Origin of the sequence: Bradyrhizobium sp. WSM1253, from assembly GCF_000244935.1 — a bacterium.
Taxonomy (GTDB): domain Bacteria; phylum Pseudomonadota; class Alphaproteobacteria; order Rhizobiales; family Xanthobacteraceae; genus Bradyrhizobium; species Bradyrhizobium canariense.
On the sequence record NZ_JH600073.1, the window covers coordinates 2,236,277 to 2,258,404 of the forward strand.

17 protein-coding genes are annotated in these 22,128 nt (G+C 61.1%); 2 read left to right on the forward strand and 15 right to left on the reverse strand.

Annotated elements, in window-relative coordinates; translation table 11 throughout:
* Positions 1-9: 9 nt before the first annotated feature.
* Positions 10-501: a hypothetical protein gene (locus BRA1253DRAFT_RS43510; RefSeq protein ID WP_157158577.1), complete on the forward strand. Its 492-nt coding sequence runs from the start codon at positions 10-12 to the stop codon at positions 499-501.
* A 221-nt stretch (positions 502-722) separates the two neighbouring features.
* Here BRA1253DRAFT_RS43510 and BRA1253DRAFT_RS12215 read toward each other — a convergent pair whose 3' ends face one another.
* From BRA1253DRAFT_RS12215 to BRA1253DRAFT_RS12255, 9 genes are all read right to left on the reverse strand, one after another.
* Entirely contained in the window at positions 723-2,003 is a 1,281-nt protein-coding gene (locus BRA1253DRAFT_RS12215) for an MFS transporter (protein WP_245285904.1), read from the reverse strand.
* A 180-nt stretch (positions 2,004-2,183) separates the two neighbouring features.
* On the reverse strand, positions 2,184-3,236 hold the full coding sequence (locus tag BRA1253DRAFT_RS12220; RefSeq protein WP_007594414.1) for a hypothetical protein: 1,053 nt from the start codon (positions 3,234-3,236) through the stop codon (positions 2,184-2,186).
* Between the two features lies 1 nt (position 3,237).
* Positions 3,238-4,107: an alpha/beta fold hydrolase gene (locus BRA1253DRAFT_RS12225; protein ID WP_007594415.1), complete on the reverse strand. Its 870-nt coding sequence runs from the start codon at positions 4,105-4,107 to the stop codon at positions 3,238-3,240.
* Positions 4,104-4,820 (reverse strand): isochorismatase family protein, encoded by a 717-nt coding sequence (locus tag BRA1253DRAFT_RS12230; protein ID WP_007594416.1) that lies wholly within the window; start codon positions 4,818-4,820, stop codon positions 4,104-4,106. The genes BRA1253DRAFT_RS12225 and BRA1253DRAFT_RS12230 overlap by 4 nt, the downstream gene beginning before the upstream one ends.
* A gap of 33 nt (positions 4,821-4,853) precedes the next feature.
* A complete protein-coding gene (locus tag BRA1253DRAFT_RS12235; protein WP_007594417.1) occupies positions 4,854-6,065 on the reverse strand; it encodes an FAD-dependent monooxygenase in 1,212 nt (403 codons plus the stop codon).
* Positions 6,066-6,087: 22 nt separating this feature from the next.
* Entirely contained in the window at positions 6,088-6,591 is a 504-nt protein-coding gene (locus BRA1253DRAFT_RS12240; protein ID WP_007594419.1) for a (2Fe-2S)-binding protein, read from the reverse strand.
* 1 nt (position 6,592) lies between these two features.
* Complete coding sequence (locus BRA1253DRAFT_RS12245; protein ID WP_007594422.1) at positions 6,593-7,462, reverse strand: xanthine dehydrogenase family protein subunit M; 870 nt, start codon at positions 7,460-7,462, stop codon at positions 6,593-6,595.
* A gap of 2 nt (positions 7,463-7,464) precedes the next feature.
* Entirely contained in the window at positions 7,465-7,902 is a 438-nt protein-coding gene (locus BRA1253DRAFT_RS12250; RefSeq protein WP_231142519.1) for a CoxG family protein, read from the reverse strand.
* Between the two features lie 16 nt (positions 7,903-7,918).
* Positions 7,919-10,177: a xanthine dehydrogenase family protein molybdopterin-binding subunit gene (locus BRA1253DRAFT_RS12255; RefSeq protein WP_007594427.1), complete on the reverse strand. Its 2,259-nt coding sequence runs from the start codon at positions 10,175-10,177 to the stop codon at positions 7,919-7,921.
* A gap of 431 nt (positions 10,178-10,608) precedes the next feature.
* Here BRA1253DRAFT_RS12255 and BRA1253DRAFT_RS12260 point away from each other — a divergent pair, with 431 nt between their 5' ends.
* Complete coding sequence (locus BRA1253DRAFT_RS12260; RefSeq protein ID WP_035993203.1) at positions 10,609-11,067, forward strand: MarR family winged helix-turn-helix transcriptional regulator; 459 nt, start codon at positions 10,609-10,611, stop codon at positions 11,065-11,067.
* Between the two features lie 877 nt (positions 11,068-11,944).
* On the opposite strand, the gene BRA1253DRAFT_RS12270 is transcribed toward BRA1253DRAFT_RS12260, so the two are convergent.
* From BRA1253DRAFT_RS12270 to lpdA, 6 genes are all read right to left on the reverse strand, one after another.
* On the reverse strand, positions 11,945-12,484 hold the full coding sequence (locus BRA1253DRAFT_RS12270; protein ID WP_051058417.1) for an FAD-dependent oxidoreductase: 540 nt from the start codon (positions 12,482-12,484) through the stop codon (positions 11,945-11,947).
* A gap of 159 nt (positions 12,485-12,643) precedes the next feature.
* Positions 12,644-14,818 carry a methylmalonyl-CoA mutase gene (gene scpA / locus BRA1253DRAFT_RS12275; RefSeq protein WP_035995140.1) on the reverse strand — a complete coding sequence of 725 codons (2,175 nt, stop codon included), beginning with the start codon at positions 14,816-14,818 and terminating at the stop codon, positions 12,644-12,646.
* 34 nt (positions 14,819-14,852) lie between these two features.
* Positions 14,853-16,730: a methylmalonyl-CoA mutase family protein gene (locus BRA1253DRAFT_RS12280; RefSeq protein ID WP_007594435.1), complete on the reverse strand. Its 1,878-nt coding sequence runs from the start codon at positions 16,728-16,730 to the stop codon at positions 14,853-14,855.
* A 110-nt stretch (positions 16,731-16,840) separates the two neighbouring features.
* Positions 16,841-18,856, reverse strand: a complete 2,016-nt coding sequence (locus BRA1253DRAFT_RS12285; protein ID WP_007594436.1) for an acetyl/propionyl/methylcrotonyl-CoA carboxylase subunit alpha — start codon at positions 18,854-18,856, stop codon at positions 16,841-16,843.
* A gap of 8 nt (positions 18,857-18,864) precedes the next feature.
* A complete protein-coding gene (locus tag BRA1253DRAFT_RS12290) occupies positions 18,865-20,394 on the reverse strand; it encodes an acyl-CoA carboxylase subunit beta (protein WP_007594437.1) in 1,530 nt (509 codons plus the stop codon).
* Between the two features lie 17 nt (positions 20,395-20,411).
* A complete protein-coding gene (lpdA, locus tag BRA1253DRAFT_RS12295; RefSeq protein ID WP_007594438.1) occupies positions 20,412-22,124 on the reverse strand; it encodes a dihydrolipoyl dehydrogenase in 1,713 nt (570 codons plus the stop codon).
* Positions 22,125-22,128: the final 4 nt, after the last annotated feature.

Consider the following 22,128-nt stretch of genomic DNA (forward strand, 5'->3'; position numbering starts at 1 on the left):
TGGCTTTGGGTGTCCGAGATCAGACCGATCTACAAGCGCAGACAGCCCAAAACCAATAACTTCAGTTTTCGCGACGTCGCGCGGCTGGCAATCGTCGACGAAGGAAAGATTATCCAGAAGCGCTCGCCGTTGCCCGATGGCAATTTGGCCGCAGATATCGCGAATACATCAACCCTCAAGATGCTGATTACGGTTATCGAGCTTCCTCACGCGCATCATCTGCACGTGCCACCTCTTTCATCTCTTCGACCACGAAGACTACGTCACGGGCTGCGCCTTGGTGCAATACGCCCTCCGAACGGCGGGGCGACGCACGAGATCGCGGCAACTTTCATCAAGTACGAGGTGGTGCTGGCCGCTGGACGCTGCGAACAGCGTCGCATAAGCAGATCCCGATTTCTCCAATCGAGAAATGTTGAAAGGACAGCCGAGAAAGTCCGCAAAGCAACAGACTTGTCCGTGAAGCGTCCTTTCTACCGAGTTGACTTATCCCCACGCTAAGGCGGCAGACGTCTTTGGAGATGCGATTTTGTAATCTCCGCTTTGCATGCACTCGCCAGGGAGAATAACGGTCAGATCCGGCTTCCGGGCGTTCAACTGCGACATGGCAAGGCTGGATCAGACATCCTTGACAAGGCCCCGGTTGACGGAGTGCCCGCTCCTTTTCTTTACGCATGCCAGATCGACAACGCTCATCTCGCTGGTCAAACGTCCTTCCACGGTCAAACACCCTTCACCGAAGCGGCCTTCATCTCGGCTTCCGTTTCCGTCTCGACCTTAAAGCCTTTCGCGGACAAATCACGACCGAGGGTCTCTGGAAGCAGAAGAGAGGCGATAATGAAGACAGTCGCAGCAGGCAGGGCCACCGCGACCATGCCGTTGAGCAGGCTTCCGCCAAAATGGGCGGCCGCAAGTGGCACGATCACAGGGGCTATGCTGCCAAGCCCGCGACCTCCCATATAGAACGTCGACACCGCCGTCGCACGCAGGTTGACCGGATAGAGCTCGGAGATCCAGACGCCGGTCACACCCAGGGCCACGTTGCCAATGCCGAAACAGATGTAGAGCCAGAACATCGGCCATTCAGCCTTCGATCCGGCGTAGAGCTGGCTGCCCCAGAGGGCCATACCAACCAGAGACCCAACCCAAAACAGGGCGGGCACGAGAGCTCCGAAGCGGCGGCCAGCTCTGTCGTTGAAAAAGCCGTTCGCGAGGTAGCAAACGCCGCTGACCACGGAGAGCAGAACGGCCGTCGTGCGAACAACATCACCCGGCGTATGCATATCCCGCAGCAGCAGGGTCGGGATAAAGGAGACGACGCTGTAGTAGCAGAGCATGTAGCTCATCAGCCATACGAACGCGATGACGGTCTGCCGTGCTAGCCCATTGCGGAAAAGGTCCGCAAGGGGAAGTGTGCGAGCTTCTCCGGTGACCTGACCGACCTTGCGTTGGGCCTCATACTCCAGCCAAATCTTGGATTCAGGCATGAAGAAACGAATGAAGACAATCAGCAGAATGGGCACGCCGCCACTCAGCAGGCCGATGCGCCAGCTCCATTCGTCGCTGAACGTCGCAATCAGCCAGATGCCAACGATTGAAGCCGTGGATGACGCGATCACGGCACAGCCTTGAAGCGCGGCCGCCCCCAAACCTCGGCTGCCTTTTTTCCAGGCCTCGTTGAAGAGCACCATGCCCACGCCATACTCGCCGCCAAGACCGATGCCGGTGATCAACCGCAGCCCGGCAAGCGACCAGTAATTCCATGCGAATGCGGAAACAATCGCAGCAACGGAAAACAATGCGATCGTGAGCTGAAGCGAGGTCTTTCGGCCAAGTCGGTCACCGATGACGCCGAATAAAGCGCCGCCAATGGCCGATCCGAACAATGTGAGAGCCTGCAGTGAACCGATCTCGGCGAGCGATAGCGACATCGACCGTTGGATCGCGGGCAAAAGGAACGGAAAGATCAGAACGTCGTAGAAGTCGAGAATGTAGCCCAGCATCGCTGAGATCATAATCGAATACCGTTGCCTCGCTGTGTAATCTTCCGAAGTTCTGATAGTTGTAGACATGTGGTGCGCTTCCCGAAAAGAAACTGGACAAGTGATGGTCGTTACCGAGCGCTTTCCGCGTCATTGGGAGTCGCAAATGCGGCTCCGGGCACAGATTTTGATGAGCTAGGCCTAGCGGCCCAGCGCTCTCAATTCCGGATAAGCAAAGTCGCCTTTGTCGAGGATGTGGATATCGTCGAGCCACAGGCTGCAGCCGCGAAGCGGGATGTCCAAATGACACGGCGTGTCATTCGTGCCGCCGAGCTCCGTGTTCGGACCCGTCGAGAACAGGACGTTCCCGTAGAACGAAAGCGCATTCATGATGTGCTCCGACGAGAGTTCCTGGGAGGCCGCGATGTGGTGCCAGGTGGCACGCTCGTTCAATCCCCAGCCGATATGAGAGATCGCCCAACCGCGCGGATCGCCGAAACTGTCGATATAGTTTTTTATGAGGAGCGCGTCGGTCCCCTCGCCCTTGAGATCGACGATGTAACCGTCCTTTACGGTCAACGTGACCGGCGACTGGATATAGCGCTTGAACGCGCAGAGGATGTCACCTGGCATCAGCACCACCGTGCCGTTAACCTCGCCGTCGGTCGCCTGAGTGAAGGCAAAGCCTGACGGGAAGTGATCCCAGCGCCCGGGCTCATCCGTGTATCCGTATTCGGAAATGACCGGGTATTGCTTCAGGCCATAAGTTACGTCCGTTCCGCCCGGCGACGTGATCCGCATTTTTCTGGCTGACTGGAGAAGGGTTCGAGAGAGCTCGGTTCGCCGACGCAGATCTTCAGTCGGAAACATCTTCTTAAGGATGTGGAATGGCTCCATCACGCGCAAGATGCGCGTGCCAGCTTCCTGAATTTCGGCTTGCTCACGAGAGAATAGCAACCCGAGGAGATCGATCACCATGTCCACGCGCTTGAGCGTATCGATCGCGGGCTGGTTGCCCGTGAGCGCATGCCGGCCCTGCAAGCCCGCGACCTTGCCCTGGCCGTACTTCGGCACATTCAGATGAAAGGTTGTTGCGCCCAGGCTCCGCGCGGCCAGCATGAAAGCGTGAGCATATTCCTGCTGATCCTCGCCGCCACTCAGGACCGCAACGACTTCGTCCTTCTTCACCTTGCAGAGCGTAAGTTCGGCCTTGAAGAGCTCGAGCATTTCAACATCAACGATTTGTCGGGACATCTTAACTGACCTCCTGTTTGCCGAACGTAGACACGCGACCGTCGAACCGATCGTGCGGTCGCGCTAGAAGCTCTTCAACGATTGAAAGGAAACCCTCGGTATCGTCGACTTGCATTTGGTGACCCGCGCTTTCCAGCGTCCTGGTCGCGATCGACGGCAGCAATCTGCGAAATTCTTCTTCATCTTCGGGCCGAATGACCCCTCCGCTTCCCGCAACGATCAATGCGGTCGGAACGCTGAGATGGGCGAGGTCGCGGTGAATATCATCGTGATGAAACCCCTTGTGGCTCTCGATGAGCGCTCGCTCGTCGCAGGTGTGCATCCACTCGGCCCGGGTGCGGATGTGCTGCTCGGGCCACCGTGGAGCAGAGGGGCTCCGTAGCGCCGCGTCGGCTTCTCCGCGCTTCGCGCTTTGCAGCAATTTGAGAAGCGGTTCGACCGGAATCGGATAGGCGCGACGTCCAGGACCGGAAACTGGCGGGTCGACCAGTATCAATTGGTCCATGGACGACGGCCGCCAACGCGCGGCGCGGATCCCGATGCGGCCACCCATCGAGTGACCCATCAGCGTATAAGAGCCCATTCCAAGCGCTTCAGCGAACCCGATGAGGTCGGATGCGCATGCGTCGAGCGAGTAGTCGAGATGCGGGCCGCTTTCGGAAAGGCCGCGACCGCGGACATCGAGCACAAAAACGTCGTGCCCGGAGCACAGACGCTCTGCGATGAAGGCCCATTGCGCCGCAGTCGTCGAGATGCCGGGGACAATGATGATCGCCGGCCCGGCTCCGCCGAACCGCAGGTAATGCTGCCGAATGCCGTTGGCTCGCACATTGGCGCCGTAAAGCAATCCGGATGTCGCGGCACTGCTCACGTCTGCTGATCCTCGATGTGGTCATCCGACAGCGCGCGAAGCCGCTCAATGGCGGCCTCCGTCGGCATGACATCCGCGTATTTGCTCGCAATATCGAACAGGTTAACGGCATGCGACGTGGGCGAGCGGTCGTAGACCGCGTCGCTTGGCACAATTGATTTGAAGTTCAACGCGCACGCATCCACGACCGAGGCCCGCACGCAGCCGCTGGTCGTGCAGCCGGTCACCACCAGCGAGTCGACGCCGGCACCGATCAGATACGTCGCAAGCGGAGTGCCGAAGAACGCGCTTGCCTGCGTTTTCGGCAGCAGCAACTCGCCGGGCTCCGGAGCCACCTCTCGGACGAAGTCGTAGCCCTCGGACGGGATCCGCATGATACCCGGGATCTTCGCGGAGAACGCGCCCTGGTCCTGGCCTACCTTCCGCGCGACATGCGGGAAAATCACCGGCCGTTCTTTCTCGCGAAACAGCAGCACCAATTCGGCGATGTGTGCGATCGCATGCCAACCGGCCTCGCCGCAGCTGGTGGGGTATTGCTTGATCGCGTCGCGGATCGGCATCGGCCGGTCGCCGACCGAACGATACTGCACGTCGATGACCAGCAACGCCGGTCGTCTGCCGAATCCCGCCGCACCACCCAGCCCTGCGAGGGCATAGGTTTCGCGCTCGTCCAGCGGTATCACGTCGTCCCAGGGGTGCCTGGTGCCAGTCACTGTTGCGCTCCAGAGGTCACAATCGTGAGCATGTCAGTGAAGCGGCGCGGTGGCCGCGTCGTACTGGTAGATCCAATCGTATCGCGCAGCCGTCGCGTCCGGTGCCCACTGGGTCTTGATGTAGTCACCCGCTGTCTCCGGCTTGCACAGCGCCTGGTTATGAAAGATCGGCAGCATGCCGGCCGCCGACTTTGCGACCTTGGTGGTGCGATCGAGCCGCAGGCCCTGATACGTCTTGAATACCGCCGCGATGTCATCGGGATTCTCCTCGAAGCAACGGGCGAGGACGGATGCATCCTCCAGGGCCATGTTCACGCCCTGCCCGAGGTACGGCAGCATCGAATGGCAGGCGTCGCCGAGCAGGGTGACGCATCCCTTCGACCACGTACCCAGCGACGGCCGCACGAACAGTCCCCACTTGTTCAGGGTATCCACATTCCCGACCAGTTCGATGATGTCCGGATGCCAGCCCTTGAAGTCCTTCAGGCATTCCTCGACAGAACCCTTCTCCGACCAGGATTCGAGGAGCCAGTCGTCATGGTCGACCTGGCCCGAAAAGGTCATCATGACGGTGTTCTGCCAACGGACCGGATAGGCAGTGACATGAGCGGTGGGTCCGATCCAGGTTGCCACCTCGGGTTCGCGCTGATGCCGCGCAAGGCGGTCGACGGGCACGAGACCACGCCAGGCGATGGCCTTCGTGTACTCGCTCTCGATGTTGCCGATGAGGCCAAGGCGGACCTTCGAATGCGCACCGTCAGCGCCGATCAGCGCGCGTCCTTCGACTTCGGAGCCATCAGCAAGCTTGGCCCGAACCCCTTCGTCGTCTTGACTGAACCCGACAACGTGGGCGCTCAGATGAATGGCGCCCGGCTTCAACTCGCGCACGCCGTCGACGAGAATCTTCAGCAGGTGAGCACGGAGCAGCAGATAGGGCTGATTGCGCGCCGCGTCGGAGCTGCGGTTGTAGAGGGGCCACCTATCACCGGTGTTCCAGAGCCGGATCGAGCGTCGCTCGGCCGCGATGCAGTTCTGCTCGACCTGTTCGGTGAGGCCGAGATCCCGAAGAACGCGCACGCCGTTCATGGAGATCCAAAGGCCGGCTCCGACCTCGCGCAACTCGGACGCTTGCTCAAATACGTCACAATCGATGCCGCGACGAAGCAGCGAAAGCGCCATCGCCAAGCCGCCGATGCCGGCGCCGGCAATGAGGACACTCGATTTACTGACCTGTTCAAGAATCATGATATCTCCAAACGACATTGCGCTATCTTGCGACGGGCTCGGCGGCGTCTTCGGAGACTTGCTCGGCGGCAAGGCTCCTTACGGCCTCGACAATCTTGGTGTATCCGGTGCAGCGGCAGAGGTTGCCGTGCAGGTAGTGACGGATTTCTTCGTCAGTCGGGTGCGGCGTCGCCTTCAGCAACGCTGTGACAGCCATAATGAAGCCCGGCGTGCAGAAGCCGCACTGAAGGCCGCCGTGAAGCACGAACGCCTTCTGAATCCGCGATAGGCCCTCGGGCGGCGTTACGCCCTCGATCGTCGTGACCTCCCGCTGATCGACATCGACGGCGAGCGTGGTGCAACTCGAGATCGGCTCACCGTCGAGCAGAACGGTGCAGGCGCCGCACACCTCCATGTCACAGGAGCGCTTCGTCCCCTTCAGGCCAAGGCGATCCCGGATCAGGTCGATCAATAGCGTATGGGCAGGAACGTCGATCGCGATCGCCTGGCCGTTCAGCGAGAACGAAATGGGCAGCACATGTGTCATTTCACGCGCTCCCGGCTGCGGCGATCGCCTCGTCCGCGTTTCGCAGAAGCAAGACACCTGCAAGGTGCCGCTTATATTCGGCGCCGCCATGCCGATCCTCGTTGACTTCCAACTCGCCCAGCGCCGTCGGGAGCACCGCCTCGATCGCCGGGCGGACTTCAGCGACGGATATGCCCTGGAGGACATCTTCGATAGCCTTCAAAGGCTGAGGTCGCGAACCGAGCGCTCCGACCCGCACGCGGGCGCTTCTGATCGTCCTTCCGCTGGGGCCCAGCGACCAAGCCATCGCGACATTCACCGAGGGCCTCTCACCATGCTTGAACCGCCGATAGGTCACCGGTCCGGTAGGGCGCGAAAACGCAATGACTGTCAGAAGCTCATCCGGCTCCCGCACCGTTTCCAGCTCACTTCGGATGAAATCGTCAGCGTGAACGACACGCGTACCGCTGGGGCCAATAAGCACCAGCCGTGCGTCCAAGGCCGCGAGCATAGTCAGCGGATCGGCGTGGGGCTCTCCGAAGCACAGATTGCCTCCGATCGTTCCAACGCTGCGGATCCTGATGTTCGCAACGTTGGCACAGAGCGAGGACAGCGCCGGCACATGCGCGCGAATAACAGGATCATTGGCGATCTTGTTGTGCGTACAGCGCGCACCGAGTTCGATGTCATTCGCATCGTTCAGAGCAATGCGGTCAAGTCCGTTGATTCCCTTAATGTCGATGAGCCGGTCCGTATGGATGACGCGCAACTTCAACGCCAGTAGCAATTCAGTTCCGCCGGAGTAGAACATGCCGTCACCGGACTTTCCGACCGCACGTACGGCGCCGGCAATCGTCGAAGGCCTCTCGAATGCGAAGGGTGAAGGCAGCATGATCAGGTCGCGCCCAACATTTCTTTGAGCCGCTTCTCGAACTCCTCGAAGTTCTGATCGACGCGACGCTTGATGACGCCGAACCCCATAGTCGCGAGGCGACCTTGCACGTCGACCTTCGCGTCCACGGCGAATGTGGACCCCGCCCCTTCCGGCGTCACAGTCACGTCGAGAACAACCGCCAGCCTCGTCCCGGTGATCTTGTCGCGGCCCGTGGCGCGCGTGCGGACGTGAGACGGCTCCGTTATCGATTCAACGATGATGTCGGCCGGGACCTCGACCTTGAACGGGCCGATCTTCTGTTTGACGGTCGCTTTGTAAGTTGCAAGCCGCTCGATTTCCTCGACGTTTTCGCAGCCGGGGATGCAACCCGATATGCGAGGGACGTCGATCAGCGTGCTCCAAAGCTCCGCCGGCGTCGCGGGCACCACCATCGACATATTGAATTCCATGAATTCAGTTCCTCTTCTGCAGGGCGCGCCATACCTTTTCGGGCGTCATTGGCAGCTCGGTGATCCGAATGCCGTAGGCGGAGTACAGCGCATTGGCGATCGCGGGCGCGACCGGAAGGATCGCTCCCTCGCCCATTCCCTTGGCGCCGCCTGGACCGGGACCGTCGCCGTTTTCGACAAGGATGGTGTCAAATACGGGGGGAACGTCGGAGATGCGCGGTATCGAATAATCGATCGGCGTCGCATTGACCGGCTGGCCATCCTCGAACTCCAGCACTTCATAAAGTGCGTGTCCGAGGCCCATGATTGCAGCCCCCTCGTCCTGCCCTTCCGCCGCAACGCGATTGATCACGCGGCCGACGTCAGCGGCGCTGGCATATCGGGTGACATGGATCTCGCCGGTGTCTTCATCGACAATGATTTCAGCGAGGCCCGCGGAAGTCTCCCAGAACAGAGGGGACTCAACCAGGGCGCCCTTCTTCGAGCGTGGCGTAATCGCGCCGCGGCCGATGACCTCTCCCGAATCGACACCCAGCGTGCGGTGAAAAATCTGGTGGAAAGTGAGAACCTCGGATCCGGTCGTGACACCGCCCTCAACAAGCGAGAGGTTCTCCCGGGGAAGCTCCCAAACATCAGCAACCATTTCGAGTATCTGATCGGCTGCGTCGAGTGCGGCATTCTCGACGGAAAGGCCGACGACCACGGTCGATCGGCTTGCGCCTGTGCCCCAGTCGTAAGGGGCGACGGCCGTATCGGTGCGCAAGACGGTTACCGCGGAGGCTGGCTGCTTCAAGGTCTGCGATGCGATGCGCGCCATGGTCGCGTGCGCGCCCTGGCCGACTTCAATGCTGGAGACCGAAACGAGGATCGACCCGTCGATCTTGAGACGTACGATCGCGTTACTAATCGGCGTATTGGCCGGATCGGTCGCGGCGACTGCCAATCCGCGCGCTTGCCGGTTGGAGGCCTTCACCTCCGATGCGAACGACTGGGTCACTCGGCCCATCAGCTCACTCATATCCATATCGAACGCCCGCAAATCGGGGCGGATGCGCTCACCGCGGGACGCCAAATTCCGCAACCGAAACTCGGACGGATCCATGCCGATTGCCGCCGCGACATTATCCATGTGCGATTCTTTGGCCCAAACAGCTTGCGGCCCCCCGATCGAGCGGAACGCCGCACCTGGAACGGTGTTCGTGTAGACCGCGCAGGCCTCAAGACGCAGATTGGGCACCGCGTAGGGGCCCATGATGCGATTTGCCGCTTTAGTGGCGACGGCCGAGCCTGTGTCGGAATATGCCCCGCCATCGAGCAGCAGTTTGGCGCTCTTGGCGAGGATCCGTCCGTTGGCGTCCACAGCCGTTCGAATCGTGATGTCGGCGCCCAACCTTCTGCACGTGAGCATCGATTCAGCTATGGATTGGGCAATCCGGACCGGGCGTTGCACCTTCCACGAAGCAGCGGCGACCAAAGGCTCAATCTTCACCGAGGCCTTGCCGCCAAACCCTCCGCCGACAAACGGAACGATCACCCGGACCTTGGCCAGTTGCAGCCCGAAGAGGCGCGATAGCACTTTCTGAACAGCGGTCGGCGTTTGTGCACCTGCCCAAACCGTCAGAGAGTCCCGCTGGAAATCCGCAATGACCGCATGCGGCTCCATTGCGAAGTGAGAAATGGCCGGGAAAGTGAAGCGATCTTCGTGGATATACGCTGCGGTCGCCTCCGCCGCGTCAACGTCTCCGACGTTGTTCCGGTAAGTGTGGAAAATGTTGGTGTTCTGGGTCGGCCGGGCGCCGCCCTTGAAATAAAAGTCTTCCAGATTTTCATGGCGCTCGTGGATGAGCGGCGCTTCTTCCGCCAGGGCTTCCTGGATGGTCGTTGCGCGCGGAAGGTCATCGTATCCCACATCGACTAGTTCTGCGGCGTTTTCTGCGATCTCGATTGTCTCCGCGATCACCACGGCGACGGGTTCGCCCACATATCTCACGCGGTCGGTCGCAATGATCGGCCGGTCTTTAAGCACAACGCCCCAGTTACCGAACGAGGCGACGTCTTCGCCGATCAGCACGTCCACAACGCCGTCCATGGCCCGTGCAACGCTCGAATCGATAGAAGCGATGCGGGCATGAATGGCTGGCGAGCGAACCACAAACCCATGCAGCATCCCCGGAACCGTCAGGTCGGTAACGTACTCGGCGCGGCCCGTAACCTTTTCGATCAGGTCGGGCCGAACGGAACTCATGTTGTCAATCGCCGACATACGCAAATCCGATGGTACTTTGGTGCGCCGGTCCGTAAGGCGTGAAGCCAAGGTCCGGGGAGCAATCTTAGGACACTACAACATTTATCACTTGTATGCAAGTGCTGCACTTGCTTGCAAGTATTAGATGTTCTCTTCCCGTGATCGGAGGCAAGCCGGAGCGAATCGGTCTAGCCCAGCGCGTGCGAGAATGGGTTTGCCTCTTAGGCGGAGCGGATTTCGATATGCGAACGACGGACGCATCGAAGCGAGCCACTTCCGGGGCTCTCAACGAAGCAAATCGCATTAAACAGAATGAAGTCGAACAAAGATGGATTTCCTAGGTCGGGAAATGTAGACAATCGGCCGGCACCGGAGACCTTCGGAGCTTGAGGCCTGTATTTCTTGAACTGAGGCAACCTACGGCAAGGAAGCAAAAAGTGGTGCAACCCATGACAAAGCCGCGCGCGGCCGGGAAAGTGAAAGAAGCTATAGATTCGTACCGGCTGGATGACGCACCGGGCTTTTTGTTGCGAGTCGCGCTCCGTACTCACACGTCCATCTTTGCCGCTAAGATGATTGAAGAATTAACGGGGCCCCAATTCTCGACGCTAGCGAAATTGAAGGAGGTAGGCCCTTGCTCGCAAAACCACTTAGGACGGCTAATTCATTATGATTCGGCGACCATCACCGGCGTTATCAATCGCCTGAAATCTCGCGGCCTCATCAAGAGCTCCAAAGACCCTCTGGATCCGCGGCGACGCGAGATAGATTTGACCGAGAAGGGAAGACGGATAGCGGACGCAGCGATTGAAACTATTGGCGAGATTTCCGGCGAGACATTCGCTCCGCTGACCCAAGATGAATTTCGAGCGCTCACCGAAATCTTGAAGAAGATCATACGACGCTGATCAACCGGCTTCGAGCGGCACTAGATATCGTCAGCAGCCGAGAAAAAGGGCCCGGCGATCGCGCCGGGCCGAGTAGAGGGAGGAAAACGAAAGATTGCAAATCTTTCGCAGACGCCGAATGCGGAATTCGATCGTAGAAACCCAACGACCGACCTCCGGCAGCAATACTATCGTACATGTCAGACCGCATTTTGTGCTGAAGTCGGCATCTCTCCGCACCGTTTCCGGCATTTGACGGGTCGTACGATTTCGACAGCACGACAAAGAGCGCGCGCGAGACTTGGAAGGTCCCGATCACCAGGCTCCACGCGTCCGGTTCATTTCATCGCCCGGCTCCGATCTCGCAATGCCCGCACCGCCGTACCCGCCTTTGCAATTCAGAGATCCGAATCTCCTGCCAAGGGATGACTGCCGGTCCCCGTTGCGTCGATGAGTATCTATTCCATGACTCTGCGCGCTGAATGAATCGTGCTAGTGACCCGAGGGGCTGTCCTCAATCGTCCCTACCTAGCGCGCGGAGTATCTTCCTTCTATAGCTCGCCAGATCGAACAGGAGTCTTGGCACTCTTTTGAGCGCAATCGCCTTGCCCTCGATTGCGAGATGTAGAACTCGTACCAATCTGGCAAGACCAAGTTCTACAAACGCGAGCCGAACATGGGGATCGTTCACAATCCTGAGCTGGTTGTCTACAATGACGATGGATGCCGCGAGATCAGGTTTCGTCTCCAGAACGAAGTCTCGACATGCCGCGGCAAATTCCTCCTCTTGAACGCTCAAAGGTACCTTTACTTCCCTGCGAGAACTCCCCGCCATATTCGGGTCCCCTATGAACGAACGGCAGCGAGGCACCTGATGCCGGCTCAGGTTTTTGGATTTCTAGTGGCTCGCGCGCTTGGTCGATCTCTTCGGACCCGGCAACACATCCGTGCAAACACCTTCATACACTTCGCCAGCCAGGCCTATTGTCTCTCCGAACGTCGGATGCGGATGGATGGTCTTGCTGACATCAATTGCATCGGCGCCCATCTCGATCGCCAGGCAGATTTCTCCAATCATGTCGCCAGCGTGCGGGCCAACGTTCACACCGCCGATGATGCGGTGCGTCTCTTGGTCGATGATCAGCTTGTTCATGCCATAAGACGCGCCCGAGGCGATCGCTCTGCCCGAGGCAGCCCACGGAAACTTCGCGGATCTAACGTGCCGGCCTGAGGAGGCCGCTTCATGTTCCATGATGCCAACCCAGGCCACCTCAGGATCAGTGTAGGCGACGTTCGGGACGATCTTCGCGTCAAAGAAGCTCTTGAGCCCGGCAGCCGCTTCTGCCGCGACATGCCCCTCGTGAACCGCCTTATGGGCGAGCATCGGGTTACCCGCGACATCGCCGATCGCGAAAATATGAGGCAAATTCGTCCGCATTTGCCTATTGACTGCAACGAAACCTTTGCGTCGCATCTTACACCAATCTTCTCCAAGCCCAGATTTGCGCTGTTAGGCACTTTGCCTGCGGACTGCAGGATCAAATCGTACGTTCGACGCCCCGGCTTTGAGCTTTCAATCTGGACCGATACGCCGTTACTATCTGCCGTGGCGCTTACTATATGCCGCCTCACTGTGCCCGAGCCGAGCATTGAGCTTCTGGATCAGCTGATCCGCGGCGTCTGCGATCACGGTACCGGGCGGGAAGATGGCTTCGGCACCGGCGGCGTAGAGCTCATCATAGTCCTGCGGCGGCACCACGCCGCCGATGATGATCATGATGTCCTCGCGGCCTTGCTTCTTCAGCGCGGCCTTCAGCTCCGGCACCGCGGTGAGGTGCGCGGCCGCGAGCGAGGAGACGCCGAGGATGTGGACGTCGTTCTCGACCGCCTGCCGCGCGGCCTCGTCGGCTGTCGCAAACAGCGGCCCGATGTCGACGTCGAAGCCGATATCGGCGAACGCCGACGCAATCACCTTCTGGCCGCGGTCGTGGCCGTCCTGGCCGATCTTGGCGACCAGGATGCGCGGACGGCGGCCTTCCGCTTCCTCGAACGCGTCGATCAGCGCCTGAACCTTCTCGACCTGGTTGCCCATGCTGGACGCCTCCCGCTTGTAGACGCCGGTGATGGATTTGATCTCGGCGCGGTGCCGCCCGAACACTTTCTCCATCGCGTCCGAAATTTCGCCGACGGTTGCCTTCGCACGCGCCGCGTCGATCGCCAGCGCCAGCAGGTTGCCGTTGCCTTCCCCGGCCGAACGCGTGATCGCGGCGAGCGCGGCTTCGACGTCCTTCTGGTTGCGCTCGGATTTCAGTCGCGTCAGCTTGTCGATCTGCAGGCGGCGGACATTGGTGTTGTCGACCTTGAGAATGTCGATCGGAGCTTCGTCGGTCGGCTTGTACTTGTTGACGCCAATCACCGCCTGCTTGCCGGCATCGATGCGGGCCTGGGTTTTGGCCGAGGCTTCCTCGATGCGCAGCTTCGGCAGGCCGGCCTCGATCGCCTTGGCCATGCCGCCGAGTTCCTCAACCTCCTGGATGTGGCCCCACGCCTTGGCCGCGAGGTCGCGCGTCAGCCGCTCGACGTAATACGAGCCGCCCCAGGGATCGATGATGCGGGTGGTGCCGCTCTCCTGTTGCAGGAACAGCTGGGTGTTGCGGGCGATGCGCGCCGAGAAATCGGTCGGCAGCGCCAAAGCCTCGTCGAGCGCGTTGGTGTGCAGCGACTGGGTGTGGCCTTGGGTCGCCGCCATCGCCTCCACGGTGGTGCGCATCACGTTGTTGAAGACATCCTGTGCGGTCAACGACCAGCCCGAGGTCTGGCTATGCGTGCGCAGCGATAGCGAGCGAGGATCTTTGGGATTGAACGGCTTCAGCAGCTTGGCCCAGAGCAGGCGCGCGGCGCGCAGCTTGGCGACCTCCATGAAGAAGTTCATGCCGATCGCCCAGAAGAACGACAGCCGCGGCGCGAAGCGGTCGACGTCGAGACCGGCGGCGAGGCCGGCGCGCAGATATTCGACGCCGTCAGCGAGCGTATAGGCGAGCTCGAGGTCCTGCGTCGCGCCGGCCTCCTGCATGTGATAGCCGGAGATCGAGATCGAATTGTATTTCGGCATCCTTTGTGAGGTGTAGGCAAAGATGTCCGAAATGATCCGCATCGAGGGCGCCGGCGGATAGATATAGGTGTTGCGCACCATGAACTCTTTCAGAATGTCGTTCTGAATGGTGCCCGACAGCTTCTCCGGCGGCACGCCCTGTTCCTCGGCGGCGGCGACATAGAGCGCGAGGATCGGCAGCACTGCGCCGTTCATGGTCATGGACACGCTCATCTGGTCGAGCGGAATCCCTGCGAACAGCGTGCGCATGTCGTAGATGGAATCGATGGCGACGCCGGCCATGCCGACGTCGCCGCCGACGCGCGGATGATCGGAGTCATAGCCGCGGTGGGTGGCGAGATCGAAGGCGACCGAGAGGCCCTTCTGTCCGGCCACGAGGTTACGGCGGTAGAACGCGTTGGAATCCTCCGCCGTGGAGAAGCCGGCATATTGCCGGACCGTCCAGGGCTGGTTGACATACATGGTCGGGTAGGGACCGCGCAGGAACGGCGCGATGCCTGGCCAGGTCTCAAGGAAATCGAGCCCGGCGATATCTGCTTCTCCGTATGCCGACTTGACCGGAATGCCCTCCGGAGTCACCCACGGATCGACGGAAACGGAAGAAGCGGCGACCGAGCACCTTTCGAAAGCAATACTTGCAAAATTCGGGATAACGCTGATGGATGACATCTGAGTGTTCGCGTTCGATTGTCGATTATCCGGAAACCTTCGGGTTTTGGATCCGGTTGTAAGCGGCATTTAGCGTTGCCAAGGTGTCGCAACTGACGTGAATAAAGCTGCAGATGCCAGCCCGCCGAAACGCGGGCTCGGATAGAGAGGGAAGTCCCGCCAAATAGATGTGCCTAGCTCCGACTTGCTGAAGCGCGTGGGCGGAGATTTCGGCGCACTCCGCATAGATCTTATCGCTGGAGCAAAGGCAGGCAAGTTCGGCACCAGAGCCCGTGAATGCGAGGGCAAGCTCGGCTGGGTCGGCGAAGCCGGCGCCGTCGATAGCCTCAATTCCTCCCGCTTCGAAGAAGCTCTTGGCGAATGTCGCGCGGGCCGTAAAGTCGGTCGGTGTGCCGAGATTAGCAAGAAACACTCGCGGCCGCGCGCCGAGTAGCTTCAATATCGCATCGGACTTATCGCGGAGCGATTCGAACGGTTCCGCAAGCCGGATCGGCGGCAGTGGGTCGAATACGAACTTCTGATCAAAGCTAAGCGGAAGAGCCATCGGTCTTACGCTTAGTACCGCCGCTGCGCCTTCGCCAAGGTTTGCGAACTCGCTCACTCCGGTCAGCGGGTCGCTGCGTTTCGCGAGATTTGCACAGCGCGCTGTGCGTGTAGCTGTGATCTTCGCCTGAAGCGTTCCTTGCTGTAGAGCGGCAAAAATGCCGCCCGCATTTTCAGTCTCTTGAAAACTCCTCCAGGCCGCCTCGCAAAGCTCCGTTGTTAGCGCCTCAATGCCGCCAGCACCTGCGGCAGGATCGCTAACCTTGGCAAGATTGCTTTCCTCCAGCAGCAGAAGCTGCGTGTTGCGGGCCACGCGCCGGGCAAACGAGTCTGGAAGGCCGAGCGCCAACGTGTGCGGCAGGACTGTGATCGCATTGGCACCGGCGATTCCCGCAGAGAATGTAGCCAAGGTAGCGCGCAACATGTTTACGTAGGGATCGCGCCGGGTCAACATGCGCCAGGACGTGTCAGCAGCAATGAACAGCGGCCTCGGCGCCACATCGCACACCGATTCGATGCGCGCCCAGAGGAGTCGCAACGCGCGGAATTTAGCCATAGTCAAAAACTGGTCGGCGTCAGCAGTGAGTCGCGCATAGATCATACTTCGCGCTTGATCCAGCGGAATGCGCGCTGCCTCCATAGCGTGCAGATATGCCACGCCGCAGGCGAGCACAAAGGCAAGCTCCTGCACTTCTGAGCCGCCGGCGTCATGAACGATACGCCCGTCGCTCGCGGCAAACGGCCCCTTGAACCCCAGCGTTACAAGCCCTTTGATCGTGCTGGCAACGTTCCGTGCGATTTCTTCCCAAGTGTATGGACTGCGTCCGCTTAGGGCGCACGCGCCCAGCGGATCGAGCCCAAATCGAATGTCGCAGACGGCAGGATCGAGACCGACCGACTTCACATATTCCGCAACATGGATCGCGGTCTTACGCCCGTCTGTACCAATTTGGAGTTCAATCCCGATGCCGGCATCAAGGTGGACGTCCTTTAAAGCTTTGGCGACGGTACCTGCCGTTTGATCGAGACCGAACCCGCGGCTGCTGTTGGCGCCGGCAAAGACGAGCGCCAGGCCCGTCGCCCCATTCTCCAGATCGTGAAGGGCCTGCCTATTGGCCGTCACCGCGTCTGGATGATCGATGCGCTGCATGATCTGCCAAGGCGCCGCGGGTGCCCGCCCGTCGACTAGTGCAATGTCTTTCGCGCGGAGATAAATCGGCTCGATTCTCAAGTCGTCGTACGTCCTACCAATCAGCTTTTCGAACGGCGCTCCCTTTAGCACGCCATCAACCAGCTTGTGCCAGTCCTGGCGTGAAGCAGGCGCAAAGCCCGATGCCAATGCCAACCGTTCGGTTTTCATCAAGTCCACCTAATCCCAAGTGACGCCGAGCTGCCCAACATGACTTCTACCTGGAAGTAACCGGAATTCCTGCAGTCAGGCTGCCCATCTCAGGTCGCCTCTTGCGGTATTCAGGAAAACTCCAAAATCAGCGCGTCGACCGCGAGCGTCGCACCGGCACTGGCGTGGATCTTCTTCACGGTGCCGTCCTGCTCGGCGCGGAGCACGTTCTGCATCTTCATGGCTTCGACCACCGCGAGCGTCTCGCCGGCCTTGACCTCCTGCCCCTCCGTTACCGCGATCGAGACGATCAGCCCGGGCATCGGACAAAGCAGCTTCTTGCCGGTATCGGAGGCCGTCGTCACCGGCATCAGCCGCGCCGAAGTCGCCTCCGCTTCGGTCCAGACATAGACCGGGACCTCGACGCCCTGATGCGCGAGGCGGATGCCGTTGGGTATCGGCCGCACCTGCACTGCGACCAAATGGCCGTCGATGGTGCCCTGCCAGACCGGATCGCCCGGCTTCCAGGGCGAGGCCAACAGATGCGAATTGCCGGCCTTACCCTCGGCGTCGACGAAGCGCACCGCGATCGCGTCGCCCTCGCGAGCGACCTTGAGCTGGATCTCCTGACGGTCGAGCCAGACCGCGCGGCGACGCTCGCGCTGTACGACGCGGCCGCCCATCTGACCCGAGATCTGCCGCTTGCGCTCACCCAGCACGTGATCGATGGCGGCGCCGACCGCGGCGATGCGCCGGGCGACCTCGCCTTCGGGTACGCGCACCGCAAAGCCCTTGGGGAATTCCTCGGCAATGAAGCCGGTCGACAGCCGCCCTTCGCGCCAGCGCGGATGATGCATCAGCGCCGACAGGAACGGGATATTGTGGCGGATGCCGTCGACGTAGAACGAGTCCAGCGCGGTCGCCTGCGCCTCGATCGCGGCCGCGCGCGACGGCGCGTGGGTGACGAGCTTGGCGATCATCGGATCGTAATGGATCGAGATCTCGCCGCCCTCCTGCACGCCGGTGTCGTTGCGCACGGTGATGCCGTCCTTGCTCACTTCCGCCGGCGGTCGGTATTTCACCAGCCGCCCGATCGAGGGCAGGAAGTTGCGGAACGGATCTTCGGCGTAGAGGCGCGATTCCACCGCCCAGCCGGTCAGCGTGACGTCCTTCTGAGCGATGCCGAGCTTCTCGCCGGCGGCAACACGGATCATCTGCTCGACGAGGTCGACGCCGGTGACGAGCTCGGTGACGGGATGCTCGACCTGGAGGCGCGTGTTCATCTCCAGGAAGTAGAAGCTCTTGTCCTGCCCCGCGACGAACTCGACGGTGCCGGCGGAGTCGTAATTCACGGCCTTGGCCAGTGCGACGGACTGCTCACCCATCTTGCGGCGGGTGGCCTCATCGAGCAGCGGCGACGGCGCCTCTTCGATGACCTTCTGGTTGCGGCGCTGGATCGAGCATTCGCGCTCGCCGAGATAGATCACGTTGCCGTGCTTGTCGCCCAGCACCTGGATCTCGATATGGCGGGGATCGACGATGAACTTTTCGACGAAGACGCGGTCGTCGCCGAACGACGCTTTCGCTTCCGCCTTGGCGAGATTGAATCCCTCCGCGACCTCGGCTGTCGAATGCGCGATGCGCATGCCCTTGCCGCCACCGCCGGCGGATGCCTTGATCATCACGGGATAGCCGATCTCGTCGGCGATCTTGACCGCGTGCGTGGCGTCCTCGATGACGCCGAGGTAGCCGGGCACGGTCGAGACTTTTGCTTTCGCGGCAGCCTTCTTGGATTCGATCTTGTCGCCCATCGCCGCGATCGCGCCCGGGTTGGGCCCGATGAAGACGATGCCGGCGGCCTCCAGCGCGCGCGGAAACGCCTCGCGCTCGGACAGGAAGCCGTAGCCGGGATGCACGGCCTCGGCGCCCGTCTTGCGGCAGGCCTCGACGATCTTCTCGATGACCAGGTAGCTCTCCGCCGCGGCGGGCGGGCCGATCAGCACGGCCTCGTCGGCCATCTCGACATGGAGGGCGTCGCGGTCGGCTTCGGAATAGACCGCGACCGTCTCAATTCCCATGCGGCGCGCGGTCTTGATGACCCGGCAGGCGATTTCGCCGCGATTGGCGATCAGAATCTTCTTGAACACAGCTCTTCCTACAACGGAATGTTGTCGTGCTTCTTGGCCGGAATTTCCATCTTCTTGTCACCCAGCATGGCCAGCGCCCGTGCGATGCGGCGCCTCGTTGCATGCGGCATGATGACGTCGTCGATATAGCCGCGCTCGGCGGCGATGAAGGGTGACAGGAAGCGATCTTCGTATTCCTTGGTGCGGGCCGCGATCTTGTCGGGGTCGCCGATGTCGCTGCGGAAGATGATCTCGACCGCACCATTGGCACCCATCACCGCGATCTGCGCGGTCGGCCAGGCGTAGTTCAGGTCGGCGCCGATCTCCTTGGAGGCCATGACGTCGAAGGCGCCGCCATAGGCCTTGCGCGTGATGATGGTCACGAGCGGCACGGTGCATTGCGAATAGGCGAACAGGAGTTTCGCGCCGTGCTTGATCAGGCCGCCATATTCCTGCGCGGTGCCCGGCAGGAAGCCCGGCACGTCGACGAAGGTCACGATCGGGATGTTGAAGGCGTCGCAGAAACGAACGAAGCGCGCCGCCTTGCGCGATGCGTCGCTGTCGAGCACGCCGGCCAGCACCATCGGCTGGTTGGCGACGAAGCCGACGGTGCGGCCGGCGATGCGGCCGAAACCCGTGACGATGTTCTTGGCAAAGCTCTCCGCGATCTCGAAGAAATCGCCTTCGTCCACGACTTTCAGGATCAGCTCCTTCATGTCGTAGGGCTTGTTCGGATTGTCGGGGATCAGCGTGTCCAGGGACATGTCGACCCGCTCGATGTCGTCGAAGCTCGGCCATTCCGGCACGCCGTCTGTGTTGTTGGACGGCAGGAAGTCGATCAGCCGCCGCATCTGCAGCAGCGTCTCGACGTCGTTCTCGAACGCACCGTCCGCGATCGAGGAGCGCGTGGCGTGCACCGAGGCGCCGCCGAGTTCTTCCGCCGTAACCACCTCGTTGGTCACGGTCTTCACGACTTCGGGGCCGGTGACGAACATGTAACTGGTATTCTTCACCATGAAGATGAAGTCGGTCATCGCTGGCGAATAGACGTCGCCGCCGGCACAGGGGCCCATGATCGCCGATATCTGCGGGATCACGCCCGAGGCGAGCACGTTGCGGCGGAACACGTAGGAATAGCCGGCGAGCGCGGCCACGCCTTCCTGGATGCGGGCGCCGCCCGCGTCGTAGAGGCCGATGATGGGCGCGCGCGCCTTCATCGCCATGTCCTGCAATTTTGTAATTTTCAGAGCGTGGGTCTCCGACAGCGAACCGCCGAACACCGTGAAGTCTTTGGCGAAGACAAAGGTTTTGCGGCCGTTGACGGTGCCCCAGCCGGTGACCACGCCGTCTCCCGGAATCTTGGTCTTCTCCATCCCGAATTCGGTCGAGCGGTGCTGGACGAACATGTCCATCTCCTCGAACGAATGCTTGTCGAGCAGTAGATCGATCCGCTCCCGCGCGGTGAGGCGGCCGCGCGCATGCTGCGCGTCGATGCGCTTCTCGCCGCCGCCGAGCTTGGCGCCGGCGCGACGTTGTTCAAGGGCCTCGATAACGGACATCGATTGGGCCAACTGATCTACCGCTTTCTGGCGATTGGAGGCAGGTCGGTGCAAATGCCCTCATGGACTTCGGCAGCCATGCCGATCGTCTCGCCGAGGGTCGGATGCGGGTGAATGGTCTTTCCGATATCGATCGCGTCAGCCCCCATTTCGATAGCGAGACAGATTTCCCCGATCATATCGCCGGCATGCGGTCCGACGATCACGCCCCCGACGATGCGACCGGTTTCGGCGTCGAACAGCAGCTTCGTCATGCCATAGGACGCGCCCGACGCGATGGCCCGGCCGGACGCGGCCCATGGGAATTTTGCCGAACGGATCTTCCGTCCGGATTCGGCGACATCACGCTCGGACTTGCCGACCCAGGCGATCTCAGGATCGGTGTAGGCGACATTGGGGACGATCTTCGCGGTAAAGGCCGCCGGCTTCCCGGCAGCTACTTCCGCGGCGACGTGCCCCTCGTGAACGGCCTTGTGCGCCAGCATCGAACCGCCGACGACGTCGCCGATGGCGAAGACGTTGCGCGCCGTCGTTCTCATCTGCTCGTCGACCTGAATGAAGCCGTTCGAATCGATGGCAACGTCGATCCGTTCGAGGCCGAGCTCGCTACTGTTGGGAACACGGCCGGCCGATTGCAACACCAAATCGTACGATCGTGTCCGTACCGATGCGCCTGTGGTACCGACCCTCACGCCGTCCGGCGTGATTTCGGCGGTTGATACGCTGCTTGCGACGTCGATATGCTCGAAGCGATGCGCGTTGCGCGAACGCCAGATCTTCACCGCGTCGGCATCCACGCCCGCCAGGATATCGGGAAGCCTTTCGACAAGATTGATCTTGGCGCCGAGCGAGCTGTAGACGGTCGCCATCTCCAGCCCGATGATCCCCGCTCCGATCACGAGCATGCGGCCCGGAATGCTTCGCAGCGCGAGCGCGCCGGTCGAGGTCACCACCCGCTCGTCCTTGGGAAGCACCGCCAGCTGCACCGCGCGCGAGCCCGTGGCGATGATGCATTGACCAAATTCAATTTGCTGCGAGCCTGCCCCCTCACCGACAATCTCGAGCCGCATGGCGGAGGCGAATTTCGCGATGCCGCGGATCACCGTGACGCGGCGCGCTGCCGCCATCTGGCTCAGCCCATCCGTCAGCTTCTTGACGGTGCCGTGCTTGAAGGCGCGCAGCTCCTGCAGATCGATCTGCGGCGCGGCGAAGCGAATGCCCTTGTCCGCGATCCGTTCGGCTTCCTCCTTGACGGCCGCAACATGAAGCAGCGCCTTCGACGGGATACATCCAACGTTCAGGCAAACTCCGCCCAAGGTGCCGTATCGTTCGACGATCGCGGTGTTCAGTCCAAGGTCTGCGGCCCGAAACGCTGCTGAATAGCCGCCCGGCCCGCCTCCGATCACGACAAGATCGTAGCGCGTATAATCTGTTGCGCGCTGGCCAACATCCTGATCCGCCGAGATCGTCTGGCCTTGCGCGCCCGCTTCGTCCGACGCCGACGCCGTGCCAATCATGGAGCCTTGAGACACATTGTCTCCAACACGCAGCGACATGCTCGTGATCACCCCTGCGATCGGCGACGGAATCTCCAGCGTGGCCTTGTCGGATTCCACTGTGATCAACGCCTGTTCCCGCACGACGACGTCGCCCGCCCTGACGTGGACCTCGACGACTTCGACGTCTCGGAAATCCCCGATGTCGGGGACCCGGATTTCCTCTGTCCGCATCTGC